At 49.6% G+C, this 13,837-nt stretch carries 13 protein-coding genes; 6 read left to right on the top strand and 7 right to left on the bottom strand.

Features of this window, described 5'->3' with window-relative positions:
• Nucleotides 1-283: 283 nt before the first annotated feature.
• The gene (locus AC1S52_RS28930; protein ID WP_482032518.1) at nucleotides 284-730 is read right to left on the bottom strand and encodes a DUF4168 domain-containing protein; all 447 of its coding nucleotides are present in this window, start codon (nucleotides 728-730) and stop codon (nucleotides 284-286) included.
• Nucleotides 731-1,041: 311 nt separating this feature from the next.
• Between AC1S52_RS28930 and AC1S52_RS28925 the strand changes: the two genes are divergently transcribed.
• Together AC1S52_RS28925 and AC1S52_RS28920 are read left to right on the top strand one after the other, a co-directional pair.
• Complete coding sequence (locus AC1S52_RS28925; RefSeq protein ID WP_482032517.1) at nucleotides 1,042-1,422, top strand: response regulator; 381 nt, start codon at nucleotides 1,042-1,044, stop codon at nucleotides 1,420-1,422.
• An 11-nt stretch (nucleotides 1,423-1,433) separates the two neighbouring features.
• Nucleotides 1,434-2,867 (top strand): HAMP domain-containing sensor histidine kinase, encoded by a 1,434-nt coding sequence (locus AC1S52_RS28920; RefSeq protein ID WP_482032516.1) that lies wholly within the window; start codon nucleotides 1,434-1,436, stop codon nucleotides 2,865-2,867.
• Nucleotides 2,868-3,653: 786 nt separating this feature from the next.
• Here AC1S52_RS28920 and AC1S52_RS28915 read toward each other — a convergent pair.
• The 3 genes from AC1S52_RS28915 to AC1S52_RS28905 form a co-directional block, all read right to left on the bottom strand.
• Nucleotides 3,654-7,220, bottom strand: coding sequence for a response regulator (locus tag AC1S52_RS28915; RefSeq protein ID WP_482032515.1), 3,567 nt, complete (start codon nucleotides 7,218-7,220; stop codon nucleotides 3,654-3,656).
• Nucleotides 7,217-7,453: a hypothetical protein gene (locus AC1S52_RS28910; protein ID WP_482032514.1), complete on the bottom strand. Its 237-nt coding sequence runs from the start codon at nucleotides 7,451-7,453 to the stop codon at nucleotides 7,217-7,219. The genes AC1S52_RS28915 and AC1S52_RS28910 overlap by 4 nt, the downstream gene beginning before the upstream one ends.
• A 359-nt stretch (nucleotides 7,454-7,812) precedes the next feature.
• On the bottom strand, nucleotides 7,813-8,034 hold the full coding sequence (locus tag AC1S52_RS28905; protein WP_482032513.1) for a hypothetical protein: 222 nt from the start codon (nucleotides 8,032-8,034) through the stop codon (nucleotides 7,813-7,815).
• Here AC1S52_RS28905 and AC1S52_RS28900 point away from each other — a divergent pair.
• Nucleotides 8,033-9,274: an LCP family protein gene (locus AC1S52_RS28900; protein WP_482032512.1), complete on the top strand. Its 1,242-nt coding sequence runs from the start codon at nucleotides 8,033-8,035 to the stop codon at nucleotides 9,272-9,274. The genes AC1S52_RS28905 and AC1S52_RS28900 overlap by 2 nt on opposite strands.
• 130 nt (nucleotides 9,275-9,404) lie before the next feature.
• Here the strand turns inward: AC1S52_RS28900 and AC1S52_RS28895 are convergent, their stop codons facing one another.
• Nucleotides 9,405-10,205: an ABC transporter permease gene (locus AC1S52_RS28895; protein ID WP_482032511.1), complete on the bottom strand. Its 801-nt coding sequence runs from the start codon at nucleotides 10,203-10,205 to the stop codon at nucleotides 9,405-9,407.
• 306 nt (nucleotides 10,206-10,511) lie between these two features.
• Here AC1S52_RS28895 and AC1S52_RS28890 point away from each other — a divergent pair, with 306 nt between their 5' ends.
• From AC1S52_RS28890 to AC1S52_RS28880, 3 genes are all read left to right on the top strand, one after another.
• The gene (locus AC1S52_RS28890) at nucleotides 10,512-10,814 is read left to right on the top strand and encodes an RNA recognition motif domain-containing protein (protein ID WP_482032510.1); all 303 of its coding nucleotides are present in this window, start codon (nucleotides 10,512-10,514) and stop codon (nucleotides 10,812-10,814) included.
• A gap of 136 nt (nucleotides 10,815-10,950) precedes the next feature.
• Nucleotides 10,951-11,142 carry a 30S ribosomal protein S21 gene (gene rpsU / locus AC1S52_RS28885; RefSeq protein WP_223050413.1) on the top strand — a complete coding sequence of 64 codons (192 nt, stop codon included), beginning with the start codon at nucleotides 10,951-10,953 and terminating at the stop codon, nucleotides 11,140-11,142.
• A 301-nt stretch (nucleotides 11,143-11,443) separates the two neighbouring features.
• Nucleotides 11,444-11,938 (top strand): hypothetical protein, encoded by a 495-nt coding sequence (locus AC1S52_RS28880; RefSeq protein ID WP_482032509.1) that lies wholly within the window; start codon nucleotides 11,444-11,446, stop codon nucleotides 11,936-11,938.
• Nucleotides 11,939-11,957: 19 nt separating this feature from the next.
• On the opposite strand, the gene AC1S52_RS28875 is transcribed toward AC1S52_RS28880, so the two are convergent.
• Nucleotides 11,958-12,830 (bottom strand): ABC transporter permease, encoded by an 873-nt coding sequence (locus tag AC1S52_RS28875; protein ID WP_482032508.1) that lies wholly within the window; start codon nucleotides 12,828-12,830, stop codon nucleotides 11,958-11,960.
• Nucleotides 12,827-13,810 (bottom strand): ABC transporter ATP-binding protein, encoded by a 984-nt coding sequence (locus AC1S52_RS28870; protein WP_482032507.1) that lies wholly within the window; start codon nucleotides 13,808-13,810, stop codon nucleotides 12,827-12,829. Before AC1S52_RS28870 ends, AC1S52_RS28875 begins: the two co-directional genes overlap by 4 nt.
• Between the last annotated feature and the right edge of the window lie 27 nt (nucleotides 13,811-13,837).

Genomic DNA, 13,837 nt, shown 5'->3' with positions numbered 1-13,837 from the left:
TTAGCTTAGGAGATTTCCAGCAAACAAATTACTTGCTCGCTATGTCCTTTAACCAAACCTACGTTGCGGCTTGGGGGCTAGTGGTTTGTCAACCTTGATTTGTGAGTTTGGGACAGGAAAGGGGTTATTATTTTAGGCTTTTCAACCCACAAAATAATTCTTGGCAGACCACTCGTGTTTCCTGGCAAAGCCAAGGGGCGTAGATAGGTGAATGTCTGGAAGAGTTGCCCATCACCCATCTACCCATCCCGATACAACTGGAAGGTATTTCTGCCAGATTGCACTAGGGCGTTTTCTTTTGAATGCGCAACAGTTCAGCGTTAATCTGTTCCTGAAGGGCAGCATCGCTTCCCTTACGGCGAGTAATCTCATTGAACTGAGACACAGACATACCATTGCTCTTGATGATCTCAGCCGATTCATTTATGAACTCATCGCAGATACCCCGCACAGAGGCAGGAATAGTCGGCTGTTGGCAGACGTTAGCGGGCACATTGCCGCCTGAAAATTCCCGCTTAGCTTCACTAAATCTCTTTTGGCGGAGGCGCTCAATTTGATAAGCAGCATTAGCATAGCTAGTAACGGCAGGGTCATCCTGGGCGTAGGCAGCAGCCCCTGCAAACAGGTCAGCCGGATGGCGTGTCACGGGTAGTGTGATGCCTGAAAGCAAACTAGCAACCGATAGCAAACCCGCAACTCCCATTCGTGAGAATGCAGGACGAAGAGCCACAAACGGTTTCATCAGTCTTGTCGGGAAATGGCTTCCCAGGGAACAATTCAGAGTTTTCATCATGGTTGAGCGCATACCGAACACAATTAGCACGTACAAGATTCTTCTATAAGCTTTGAATTATTTTAGAGGTGATAAGTTCCACTGGTTACCAATCATTTAGGAAATTTGGCAGAAAGGCAGGAGTTAGGGGTGAGTTAACACAGTGGTTCCTGATTCACCATAAGTCAAAACTATACCCACGGAAAGATGCTGCAAGAGCCTTAAGACAGATAGGTTGATTGAAGTGGAATTATGTCTGCGTGTTAAAGATGGCTCACGTTCTGTTAGTAGATGACGAAGCGCCTTTACGGGAAAGTCTCTCCTATGCTTTAAGGCGAGAAGGCTATGAAGTGACGACAGCCGCCGATGGACTGGCTGCGCTCAAACAATTTCATAAGCAAGTTCCTGATATCATTCTTTTAGATTTACTGCTGCCGGGAGTTGATGGAATGGAAGTATGCTGGCGCATTCGAGCATTTTCTGACATTCCAATTGTGATGCTGACAGCTAAAGATCAGGATATTGATAAGGTTTGGGGGTTAGAGGCAGGTGCTGATGACTACATTACAAAGCCATTCAACACCCGTGAGCTGTTAGCCCGGATTAAAGCGGTTTTACGTCGCCATACATCTGGTCAGTCGAAAGAATAAGCACGATCGCTATGGGTTGGTTGCCATTTCAGATTCAGTTCCCGTTTTGGATAAAACGTAATTCGTTTCAAGCCAAACTGTTTGTATCCTATCTGTTGCTTACAGTCCTGGGTACAACCCTGATGGCAGGCTATCTCCTATGGTCTTTCTATGCCTACTTCATGTGGACAAGGCAGGTTGACCTGGAAAATTGGACCGCGGCATTGAGTGAAAGCATTGCAGATTCTCTAGCGACGGAGAATGTTGAGCGGGTCAATCTTTTGGTCAGTCGCTATGGCGCTCCAGAAACAGTGACCTTGCGAGTTTTTACTCCAACTGGGCGGTTGCTTGCCACCTCTGCCCCAGAAGATCGGTACATCACAAACTGGTTAGAGGTTCCCGGAGTCCAGGAAGCCCTGAAAAACCAGACAACCCGGGGAGTTGCCAAAGGAGTCCTCTCTGGAGACGATCGCATATACATTACCCGCCCAATCATTTACAACAATCGCTTTTTAGGCGTGTTACGCATGTCCGTTACGCTGGCTCAGTTTCAGCGTCAATTTGCCGTCTTAATATGGACGGTGCTGGGGGCACTCCTATTAACTGTTTTGCTGTGTGCGGTCATTAGCGATCGCTTCGCCCATAGTCTCGCCAAACCGATTCAAACAATGCAGAACTTTGCAATTCGTATGGGGAGCGGGCATTTCGGTGACAAGCTCACCATGCGCCAGAGCAACGAACTGGATCAACTGGCGCTGGAGCTAAACCGTATGAGTGAACGTCTGGCTTCCCTGGATCAGGAGCGCAGGGCATTTCTAGCCAATGTTTCCCATGAGCTTCGCACCCCCATTAGCAATGTGCAGGTGACCGTAGAGGCACTCCGAAATGGAGCGAATGAAGAGCCTGAACTGCGCGATCGCTTCTTTCAAACCATTGAAGATGAAAACCGACGGTTGGCACGGCTCATCCACGACTTACTGGATTTGGGACGACTGGAAGCCGGAGTAAGCCTGCTGGAGCGGCAGACCATCATACTGAGCGACCTCATCGACCGGGCAATTCGGGCAGTAGAGTCTCGGATGCAAATGCACGGATTGGTGATTCAGTCCGACATCGCTGATTTACAAATCAAAGGAGATCCTGAACGACTTCTGCAAGCATTTCTGAATATTTTGGACAATGCCATCAAATATTCTAGACAGAGGTCAAAAGTCTTCATCACAGGCTATCGAGAAGGAAAGCAAGCAGTTGTGACCATTCAAGATCAGGGACCGGGAATTAGCGATACCGATCTTCCCCGGATTTTTGAGCAATTTTTCACCGTAGACCCGTCTCGTAAAGGTAACAGTGCAGGTTTAGGACTGGCAATTACCCAGCGCATCGTAGAAGCACACGGCGGTATGATTACTGCCAACAGCGTCACAGGACAAGGAGCTACGTTTACGATTCGGTTGCCGCTTGGGTAGGGGTGACGGGTACTTTAGCGATAAGTCAGAAAATTGATTTCCTGGCGGATATTTCGGCACCACCAAGATTGTCAGTCAACCAGGGTGTCAGGTGCCAGGCATGTTTAAGTAGATTTAGACCGAGATCTGCTACTGCAAATTCAGACAAGCTTTTTTGTAACCTGTATATTGCCCATCGTACGGGAAGCAAGCTACATCCCCAACCCTTCTTCCCAAGGGGCGAGGGAGCCAGAACTCCTGTTCCCTCGCCCCTTGGGCTACCGTGTATACAGATCTTGGCTTCGTTGGAGTCTGGCTCTGGGGGACTTCCCCCCAGTCCCCCGCTTTTTGGGGTCCTAACTCCCCCAAACCCCCCGTTCGCGTAGCGTCTCCACAGGAGTTAAGGGTCTGGCGCTGAGTCTTCAAGTCTAGCTCGACGAAAATCGGTCGCAGATTGCCTCAAATTTAAAGACAACCGTTCCCCTTGCCACCCGTTTGCCCTTGCTTGAAGACCCAATCGGATGAATGTGCCATTGATGCCGAGATTGCATCGTTTTGGAGGGGGTGCGGGGGACGCAACCTGTTTTACGGGTGAGAACACGAGACAAGCTTTGTCAGTTCTCACCCGTAAAATCCTCTGCTACGGGGGGTTGGGGGGTTGCCCCCAAGCAGGATTCTGCTACCCACCGTCAACGCTGCGATCACCTACCGATTCAACTTTTACGACTTGTGTATATACAGTAGCCCCTTGGGAGAGGGTTAGGGTGAGAGTAAGGGGGAATGCACAGAAGGTTTACTGATACTGCACTAGGCTAAAACTTCTGGTTTCACGGCAAATGTCAGCACAGTTTCATCGACTCCCTTTAGCTTCAGGGGACTGTATTTGACAATTTCGTCTTCTTCCAGATAGTCCGCGACCGCTGCTGAAACCAGAATGCTATCGGGTTCAGCGGCTTCCTGAATCCGGGAGGCGATGTTAACGCTGGGACCGATCGCTGTATAATCTGCCCGTTCCGCACTCCCAAACATTCCTACCACGGCAGTTCCCTGGTGAATTCCACAACGGAACTGTACCTGGGCAATGCCCTGCTCTTGCCAGCGCTGGTTGAGTTGTTGGAGTGCCTGGCGCATTTGGCGGGCAGACGCAACGGCTCGACGCACCTGTTCATTGGGGTTTAACTCCTCTGGAGCACCAAACACCGCTAGGATGGCATCGCCCATAAACTTATCAATAGTGCCGCCATTATCAAAAATAGCATGGGTCATTTCTGCTAAATACTCGTTCAACAGTTCGGCAACCCGGCGCGATCTCAGCGTATTGGAAAGCTGGGTAAACCCCACAATATCGCTAAACAGAACGGTCACCAGGCGCGGCTCTGGGCGTAGATCCAGAACTAACTCACCCTGGGCTGCCCGCTGGACTAAGGAAGCAGGCAAAAACCGCTTCAGCACAGACTCAGTGAGATAGTTATTAAGTTCGGCAACCCGGCGTTCGTTCTCCTTCAATGCCAGCAAGTTACGGACTTCTGCCAGCAGTTCGCGATCGCTAAATGGTTTAGATAAATAGGCATCTGCACCCCGCTCTACTCCCTCAATGCGGGTATCTTCATCAGCTTTAGCCGTCAGCAAGACAATCGGAATTCCCTTCAGTTCATCCTCCTCCCGAATCATCCGAATCAGATCCAGCCCGGAAACACGGGGCATCATTAGATCCGTAATGATCAAATTGGGACGGTAAATTTGGGTTGCCTGAAAGCCTTCAGAGCCGTTACGAGCCGTCCACACCTGATAACCCTGCTCCCGTAGAATACTAGAAACGTAGGTGCGCAGGTCAGGGTTATCATCCACAATCAGAATGGTTGAAATGCTGGAACCCTCTACCGGCTCAGGATGGGGAGCATTTTCTCTGCCCCCTTCTTCCGCCTCCATTTCCACATCTGCCAACTCAACCGCTGCTCGATTGGGTTGAATTTCTGCCTGCACCTCAATTACCTGGGCGGCAGGTAGGTGAGAAGTTCCCGTCTGAAGCCACACCGTAAAGGTCGTCCCCTCCCCATAGGTGGACTCCACAGAAATTTGTCCGCCATGCAAGTCCACCAATTCTTTCACCAGTGCTAGCCCCAGTCCACTACCCTCATAACTGCGATTGGCAGAGCCTTCCGCCTGCCGAAAGCGTTCAAACAGATGGGGCACCTGATCAGGACGAATCCCAATCCCTGTATCGATTACCTTGAGTAAACAGTGATCCCCAGCGGGTTGCAGGGTAACTGTAATTTTTCCCTCCTCCGGGGTAAACTTCATCGCATTGGAGAGCAGGTTATACAGCACCTTGTCAAATTTCTCCAGATCGAGATAGACCTGGGGACAGTTTTCAAGCTGAGTCTTTAAACCGATTCCCTTCTTCTGGCAGTAGGAGCGGAAGGAGTCAACCGTCTGGCTGACAAACTCTACCAGATCACAGGGACGGAAGCTGGGCTGCATTCGTCCAGCATCTAACCGCTGTAAGTCAAGCAATTGGTTGACCAGACGCAGTAAGCGGCGTGAGTTCCGCAGGGCGATCGCTGCCTGCTCGTAGGAAAGCCCCTGTTTCTGGGCGACAGCGGATTCTAGTGGACCAATGGTTAAGGTCAGGGGTGTGCGAAATTCGTGGGAAATGTTCTGAAAGAACTCCGTTTTCTGGCGATCGAGTTCCAGCAGTTGTTCTGCCTGCTGGCGGGTCTTCTGGTAAAGGCGGGACTGATGCACCGCGATCGCCGCCTGCGCGGCTACTGCTTGCGCCAGTTCAATTTCTGAGGCTTGCCAGCGGCGCGGTTGATGATTTTGCCGCAGAGAAATGCTACCGATAATCTCGCCATCTAAAATCAGCGGAACCACCAGTAGTGCCCGTGCCGGGTTACGGAGCGGCAGTTCCAGCACATTCATCTCCGGGTACTTCTCCAGATCACTTAAAACAACTGGTTGTTGAGTTAACATCAGTTGCCGCAGCACTGGATTATTCTCTATCGGTACAGTCGATTGGGGTAGCGGCCGGAGTACCATCTCTTCCGCTTCCTCCAACAAGGGATTTGCTCTAGAGGAATGACTATTAGACGAATAGGAATGGTTTCCTGCCTCGCTGTTAGGGCTAGAGGTGGTTAACCCAGGGTGGGAAGCATCATGGAGTCCAACACACTGGACAAACTCATCTTCCCGTGTCCACAGGGAAAGGGCACAACCATCGGCATGGAGGGCATGACCCAACTGCTGGGTAATTGCAGCAAAGATCTCCTGGGGATCAAGACTGGAACGAATCGCAGACGTAATCGTGTTAACCAACACCTCCCGTTTGGCGAGGGCACGCACCTGCTCGTAAGCCCGTGCCTGGGAAAGCGCCAGTGCTGCCTGATCTGCCACCAGAGTCATTAGTTCCACTTCATCGTCCTGCCAGGTGCGCAGTTCCCCGCATTGATGCAATGCCAGAACTGCCACCAGATCTTGTTGACAGATGAGCGGCACAATTAAGCTGGAGCGGATATTTGCCTTGAAATAAATTTGCTGCCGCCGTTGGGCATCTGGCTCCTCTCCCTGAATTCGTTCATCCGTTTCCGAATCCTGAATAACTTGGACTCCATGAGTTTCCCAGACTGCCTCTGCCAGTAGGGGTTTAAAGGCTTCGTTGGGTTCCTCTAGCAGGGGATCTTTCAAGCTGATGGCGGATTGCTCTGGGGCATCGGCTAAACCTGTCAGGGCGTGGGGATATACCCTTGCGGTCTCAGAGCCTCTAATTCTGGAGCTATCGACATAAACAAATCGCTCATCATCCAGATGCCCGTCATGGTAAGGGCAAACCACGCAACCGCTGACTTCAAGCATGTGCCCTACGGTTTCGCCAATGGTTTGCAGGATCTGGCGGTAGCTGAGCGCCCCCCGAATGGTATTGGTCACTGCATTCAGCAAAGACTCCTGGCGGAGCGATCGCCGTAGTTCCCGGGTCCGTGCCTTCAACACATTATGGGTATCTACAGCCTGCCGCACTACCGCCTTTAACTCATTGTCATCCCAGGGTTTGGTGACATATTTAAAAACTTTGCCTGAATTAATTGCTTCAACCAGGTCCTCGACATCGGTGTAGCCGGTCAAAATGATCCGAATAATATCGGGATATTGGGTCGCAGTCAGGCTTAAAAACTCCGTCCCACTCATCAGTGGCATGCGCTGATCGGAAATAATCACCGCTACATCGCCCTCGTTTGCCAGAATATCAAGGGCAGTGGGTCCATTCTCTGCCCTCAGCACCTTAAACTCTCGGTGAAAGGTGCGGTACAACAAATCAAGGTTGTCTGGTTCGTCATCGACAACCAGTAACTTTGGCTTATGGTTCTGTTGAGCTTTCATGCACCGCTCTCCTGCTGCATAGGCAGTTGGACGAAGAACAATCGACTGAATTCACAGAACGCTCTCGTCAATACACAAAACGTTTGAACTAACCGTCCAGCCCAACTAAGCAGGATGGTTGGGATTTCTGCGTTCCCATAGATGCTGCCCTCCGAAAAGCAACGCCTGAGGACTTGCGACACGCACTGATGGGTTTTCTGATTGTGAAAGCCATTACCAACGTTACTTTGCATCAGTTTTCAATGTCACCAAATTGCACAGAAGTACTGCACAGGTAGGAGCAAAACTACCCAAAGCAGTTGTTCGGTAGGGCACCTCTAAAAAGGAAACCATGGGCAGAAGACTCTAAGCCCTTCAGTCCCATACTGAATTAAGCCGCTCTTCTTATCCATGTTGCCCTAAGCATAGCTTTCTCTAACGCCTCGAAAGCGATCTTAGCCAGATCTTTGACTAGCACAGTAGATAGCCCCCTACCAGTGAATGTAATCCTTTCTGTAAAGGAAGGTTACAGGAGGGGAGGGCAGAATGGGGCTTTCCCCTAAACATTTGCCTGTATTTTCCGGATTTTTTCATCGTTTCTCTGGAATTGTTGTTAACATGCTGCTGCGAGGAACTGCGTAAGCTTCGCTAGTGTGTGAGTAACAAAGCCTGTGAATGAATCCTCCAAAAAACCACTTGAGTTAACGCCGCCAAAGACAACGTTGAAAAAGCTATCCACAAAACCTAGAAAGTTTCGCTGGCTTTGGCTGGTATTTGGGTTGACTGGAATAGCCATGATATCTGCAACAGCGGGTGCGTTGGTTGCAGTGACCATGGCAAGTACACCATTAATGCAACGCAAACTCAGCCCTGAAGAGGCATCGGTTTTTGCAAAGGGCGATCGCATCTCGACTAGTACCACGCTCCAGATGCCAGAATTGACCCGCCCAGTCAACATTCTGGTGTTGGGCGTTAAAGTTCTCACCAGTGATGTGGCAGAGCCTCCCCGTAACTTAACTGGGCTGGGCTATCATGCGCTCGTCAATTCTTTTGATGGTCTAACGGATACTATGCTGCTGCTCAGGTTTAGCCCTGAGACTAAAAAGTTGACCATTCTTTCCATTCCCAGGGATACTCGCACCCAAATCCCTGGTTACGGAGTGACTAAGATTAACGCTGCCAATGTCTATGGTGGACCCGCTTTAGCGGCTAAATCTGCCAGCGAATTGTTGGGTGGAATCGGGGTCGATCGCTACGTTACTATCAATGTCCAGGGTGTACAGGCGTTAATTGATGCCCTTGGCGGTGTTAACGTCTACGTTCCTAAGGATATGCGTTATCAAGATGACAGCCAGCGCCTTTACATCAATCTCAAAACAGGTCGGCAGCACTTGAATGGGAACCAGGCACTGCAACTTCTTCGCTTTCGCTATGACGAATATGGTGATATTGGACGGATTCAGCGCCAGCAAATGGTGATGCGGGCGTTGATTGAACAGTCGCTTAATCCGGCAACCCTCACCCGTCTGCCCAAAATTCTCCAGGTTATCCAGTCTTACATTGATACCAACTTAACCGTTGAAGAACTGGTTGCTCTCGTTGGTTTTGCTTCCCACACGAGCCGCGCCGATGCGCAGATGCTGGTAGTGCCCGGACAATTCAGTGACCCCGGTCAGTACGATGCCAGCTACTGGTTACCTCAACCTAGCCGAATCGATGCCATGATGGCTCAGTACTTTGGTTATGGCTCTACAGACTTTTCGACTGCCACTCCGGGTTCACTGCGAATTGTGGTTCAAGACAGTACCAAGCAAATGGATGCTGCCCAAACCATGGTCAATACCCTTAGAAAAGCAGGTTATACCAATACGATTGTTGACCTGCCCCATAGTGAACCGTTGAGGATTACTCGGATTGTTGCTCAACAGGGGGATGCTAAAGGGGCAGAAGCGCTCCGTCGTGCCCTTGGTGTGGGTGAAGTCCGGATTGAGAGCACGGGAGAGCTAAGCTCCGACATTACGATTCAGCTAGGGCAGGATTGGGTACAGCAACAGTCAACGTCAACATCTCAGTGAGGGACGACATCGGTTGAACAAATCACCTGTCCATAGCCTTCTGGATTAGGGTGGGGTACAGGGGACTGGAGATGTCAAGTTAAGTTGCCACTACATTTGACCCCTAACCCCCGACACCTGCTATAACCCTTCAACTTGATGCACTGGTATAAAACCGGAGGGCAAACTGCCAGAAAGCGCGGGAAGCGAACAGCAGGGCGATTGCCAAAACCCCTGCGCCTAAAGTCCAACCTAACTCGCCCCGTCCCAAAATCACCTCCGCCGGAACCGTAGTAAGAAATGCGACCGGAACCACGAACGTAAAAAAGAATCGGTAAGCCGTAGGATACGCCGCCATGGGGAACCGCCCAGCTTCCAGTAACCCCCTCAACACTTCCGTCACGTTATAAATTTTGACAAACCAGATGCTTGTCGCTCCCAATATAAACCAGAGACTATACAGAATTAGAAACCCAAACAGAATGGGCACCAGACTCAGAAAATAATCGGTGACTTGTAAGCCCAGTTGAGAGCCTGAATAGATAATGACAATCAGCCCAAAGATTAGATCGGGAATGCCCCAGGGAGAAAGGGTGTGGGTTGAAAGCCAGAACTGCGAATTGATTGGCTTTAGCAACACAAAATCTAGCGTTCCCTGCTGAATGTGGCGCACAATCCGGTTCAAATTGGGTGCTAAAAAGGTTGCCGAGAACCCCTGGAGTATGGTGAAAATCCCCAGGACAATCAGTGCCTGCGCCCAACTCCAACCTTCAAAGGTATAGTCATTTTGATAGAACAAAAATAGCCCAAATAGGCTGCCAGCTAGCCCCCCCAAGCTACTGAGCGTTGCCAGCAAAAAATTGACGCGATACTCTAGCTCAGCCGCGATCGCCGTTGCCCAAAATAACCGCAAAACCCGAAAATACCGTCCCATTGCCCTGGTTCTTGACATATCTGAAATCTAGATTAGCAAGCATTGATGGGATGGTTATAGGGTATAGAGTGCAAGGTCCCAATCCCACTCCCTACTCCCCATGCCCTTCATCGCGCTGATTCATACCCGATACCCGACCACCCCGATACCCGGTACCCCTTACCCAGCACCCTGTTCCCACCTCCATCCTCTCCACACGTAGTCTTCCTCTCTGTGCTATAGTGCCACTGTAAGGATTATTTTCGGTACTGAAACTTTTTTGTTTCCACGACAGATGTTTCTCCGAATTTAACTCTCTACATTTGTTGATTTGGGAGATTCATGATGTCGATCTACGTTGGTAACCTTTCCTACAACGTAACGCAAGAAGACTTGGAGAGTGTTTTCGCGGAATACGGAACGGTTAGCCGGGTACAACTGCCGACAGATCGGGAGACCGGTCGGATGAGGGGCTTTGCTTTTGTTGAAATGGGAACAGAAGCCGAAGAAACGGCTGCGATTGAGGCGTTAGATGGGGCTGAATGGATGGGACGCGACCTCAAGGTCAACAAGGCTAAACCCCGTGAAAATAGAAGTTCTGGAAGAGATGGTTCCGGTGGCAATAATCGGGACTATCGTCGCTACTAAATTGTTTTCTTAAAACTGAATTCCCTTCGTACTTAGGCGGATTTCATCAGTTACTCCAGCTCACTGGCAGTCTTCCCGCCTGATTTTTCGATTTCAGCAGTTATTTTTTAGGTTAAGAAAGGAGGAGAAACTTCGGATGACTCAGGTTATTTTGAGAGAAAACGAGGGTATCGAATCAGCATTACGCCGATTTAAGCGTGAGGTTTCTAAGGCTGGCATTTTCCAGGACATGCGTAAGAAGCGTCACTTTGAAACTCCTCTTGAGAAAGAAAAACGTAAAGCGCTTGCAAAACATAGACAACGGAAATATCGGTTTAACCAACACTAATCTCCCATCCTTTATTATCCCTCAAATCAGAAGCGTCAGAAATATAGAGAGCAGGACGTAGAAAGAGTGTACTTTTTCTGCGTCCTATCTTATTTTTACAGTTATGGTTGATTTATCGTACCGACTGAATTGCTATGCCCTTTATGAAGTTTGACAGAAGCTTTCGGCTAAATTGGGCTAAACAATCCGAACTTTTAAGCACACGAGAGCAATGGCGATCGAGTACCTGAACCGCAAGAGAAAAAGGTATTATTTGCATCAAGGGGAAACCAAGACTGGAAAACCCAAATACTTTTTCTCAATGAAAGATGAAGGAACTTTAGTTGATTCCATTCCGGCAGGCTACGAAATTTATGAGAATCCTAATGCCCAGGTATTTTTGAGAAAAATTCTCCCCCAAGTCTTTGACTCTAAAGAAATCGAGACGGTAAAAGCTGGTATCAAAAAGCACGCTAAAATCAAAGACTTTATTGTAGATGTCAAAGGCAACAGTATTATCGTCTACCTCTGTGATCAAGATGCGGATGTCTTGATGGAAATTGTTGGATATACCCCCAGCACAGTTCCTGAAAGAGTTAAAGAAGCCCTTGCCCAAAGCTTTACCTACTCTCCCATGATGCAGTTTGTCCTGGAAGATGCAGAAACCAGAGAATTTGTCGTTGAGCGATGGTGCTTTCGAGGATCCGTGGATGATTGGATTCCCCTAGACCACTCAACGAACCTGAAAGAACTGGTCAAAAAGTATGGTTTTCATCTAGGGAAAGAGTCCTTCTTTGACTTGATTCCGATGTATTAAAGGTTACAGGTTGCCATCCTCATGCCCCCATCCCAGAGTATTGGCGCAATCCCTTACGCCACAGCCAGCGGTAGGTGAACAAGAATATTCCAGTCCAGGCAAGCATTACGAATAGTCCCCGTAGCAAATCGACCGGCAAGTCAACTAATAGACTAGCTGGGAAGTAAATTAGGTAGGGAAAGGGTGTCCATAAAACGACCTCTCGCACCAGAGGTGGAAACACATCGAGAGGTGCGACCAACCCTGACAGAAATAGGTAAAACAGAAACCAGAACTGCTCTAATGCGCTTGCCCGCTCGGTCCAGAAAGCAAACATCGCCAGGGTATATTGCATCAAAAATCGCAGGGCGAAGGCAAAAACAATCACGAACAGAAACAAAACTAGATTTCCCAGATCAGGAATCCAGAAGGATTGGGGATAAAGCAGAAAAAACAATGCAATTAGCCCAAAGGCGAACGGTAGACGAGCAAAACGTTCGGCTACGTGAGATGCCAGGTGATGCCAGATGGGGTCAAGGGGTTGCAACAACCGAAACGACAGCTTACCCTCCACAATCTCCCGTTCAAACTCCCAGATTACCCAAACAACAGTAAACTGTCGGACAATAAATGCCGCCAGAAAATAGCGGGCAAACTCTACCGGTGTTAACCCGAACTGTGCGTCCTGCGCTGCCTCTATCCAGATTCCCATCAAGATAATCGGTAGCGATCCCGATAGCACCCACAGCAACAGTTCCGCCCGGTACTCCAGCATATAAGCGTAGTAAACAGAGAGGAGTGCCCTGGCTATGCGAAAGGCTTTTTTCAACGGGTAAAGGGGAGAGGGGCTTGCCTCCCTATGATCTGTTATCTTTTGCCTTTTGCCTTTTGCCTTTTCCTGGGTGTCTGTCATGAAACCACTCCTGCTTTCAACACACGCCCAATCACTTCCTCTACGGGGGGTTCGGTGACTGCGAGATCAATCACCTCCAACTCTGCCAGAATCTTTGCCACTGTACGGGTGAGAGTTTCCTGGGGCACCAAAAAACTGACTGACTGACCGTTCACCGCTTCCAGATCGCCATATAAAGCCAGTTTTGCTTCAGGGTAGGGGCTTGCCAGTTCCACCACAATCGATCGACAGGGCGTAAATCGATCGACCAAGCCTTCCAGGCTGCCGTCATAGACCAACTGCCCTTGATGGATTACCAGGACGCGGGGACAAAGAGCTGTAATATCTGCCATGTAGTGACTGGTGAGCAAAATTGTTGCCTGGTAGAGTTGGTTATACTCCCGCAGAAACTCGCGCACACTCACCTGGGCATTGACATCTAATCCCAGGGTTGGCTCGTCCAGGAACAGGATTTGAGGGTGGTGAATCAGGGCAGCTAACAATTCCGCTTTCATGCGCTCACCCAGAGACAGTTTGCGCACGGGCTGGGACAGTTTGCCTTCCAGAGAAAGCATTTCGGTTAATTCGGAAACCCGATCGCGGAATTCGCGATCGCCAATTCCGTACACTGCGGCATTGATCCGCAAAGAATCCATCGCGGGCAAGTCCCAGATCAACTGCTGCTTTTGCCCCATCACCAGCGTAATTTTCTGCAAAAAAGCCGATCGCCGCTGAAATGGGATATGACCAGCCACATTTACCTTGCCTGAAGACGGATGAATTAACCCAGTCAGCATCTTCAGTGTTGTTGTCTTTCCTGCTCCATTAGCCCCCAAAAAGCCCACCACCTCCCCTGGTTCAATCTGAAACGAAATCTCTTGAACTGCCTTTACTTGCCGATAGGTACGTTGAAAGAAATGCACCATCGTACCCTTTAACCCCGGTTCTTTGACAGCAACCGGGTAGGTTTTACTTAAGTGGTCAACCAAAATTGCAGACATAGGGAGGAGGGGGGAAGAGGGAGGTTT

It is taken from the genome of Kovacikia sp. CALU 1929 (genome assembly GCF_056784235.1).
Note: the sequence above shows the minus strand (reverse complement) of the source record. Positions and strands in the feature narration are given on the sequence as shown.

Coding starts and splice junctions, on each gene's coding strand:
- AC1S52_RS28880 (WP_482032509.1), top strand. CDS start 11,444: ATGAAAGATGAAGGAACTTTAGTTGATTCCATTCCGGCAGGCTACGAA.
- AC1S52_RS28875 (WP_482032508.1), bottom strand. CDS start 12,830: ATGACAGACACCCAGGAAAAGGCAAAAGGCAAAAGGCAAAAGATAACA.
- AC1S52_RS28925 (WP_482032517.1), top strand. CDS start 1,042: ATGGCTCACGTTCTGTTAGTAGATGACGAAGCGCCTTTACGGGAAAGT.
- AC1S52_RS28920 (WP_482032516.1), top strand. CDS start 1,434: ATGGGTTGGTTGCCATTTCAGATTCAGTTCCCGTTTTGGATAAAACGT.
- AC1S52_RS28895 (WP_482032511.1), bottom strand. CDS start 10,205: ATGTCAAGAACCAGGGCAATGGGACGGTATTTTCGGGTTTTGCGGTTA.
- AC1S52_RS28905 (WP_482032513.1), bottom strand. CDS start 8,034: ATGGTCACTGCAACCAACGCACCCGCTGTTGCAGATATCATGGCTATT.
- AC1S52_RS28890 (WP_482032510.1), top strand. CDS start 10,512: ATGTCGATCTACGTTGGTAACCTTTCCTACAACGTAACGCAAGAAGAC.
- rpsU (WP_223050413.1), top strand. CDS start 10,951: ATGACTCAGGTTATTTTGAGAGAAAACGAGGGTATCGAATCAGCATTA.
- AC1S52_RS28910 (WP_482032514.1), bottom strand. CDS start 7,453: ATGCAAAGTAACGTTGGTAATGGCTTTCACAATCAGAAAACCCATCAG.
- AC1S52_RS28900 (WP_482032512.1), top strand. CDS start 8,033: ATGGCAAGTACACCATTAATGCAACGCAAACTCAGCCCTGAAGAGGCA.
- AC1S52_RS28915 (WP_482032515.1), bottom strand. CDS start 7,220: ATGAAAGCTCAACAGAACCATAAGCCAAAGTTACTGGTTGTCGATGAC.
- AC1S52_RS28870 (WP_482032507.1), bottom strand. CDS start 13,810: ATGTCTGCAATTTTGGTTGACCACTTAAGTAAAACCTACCCGGTTGCT.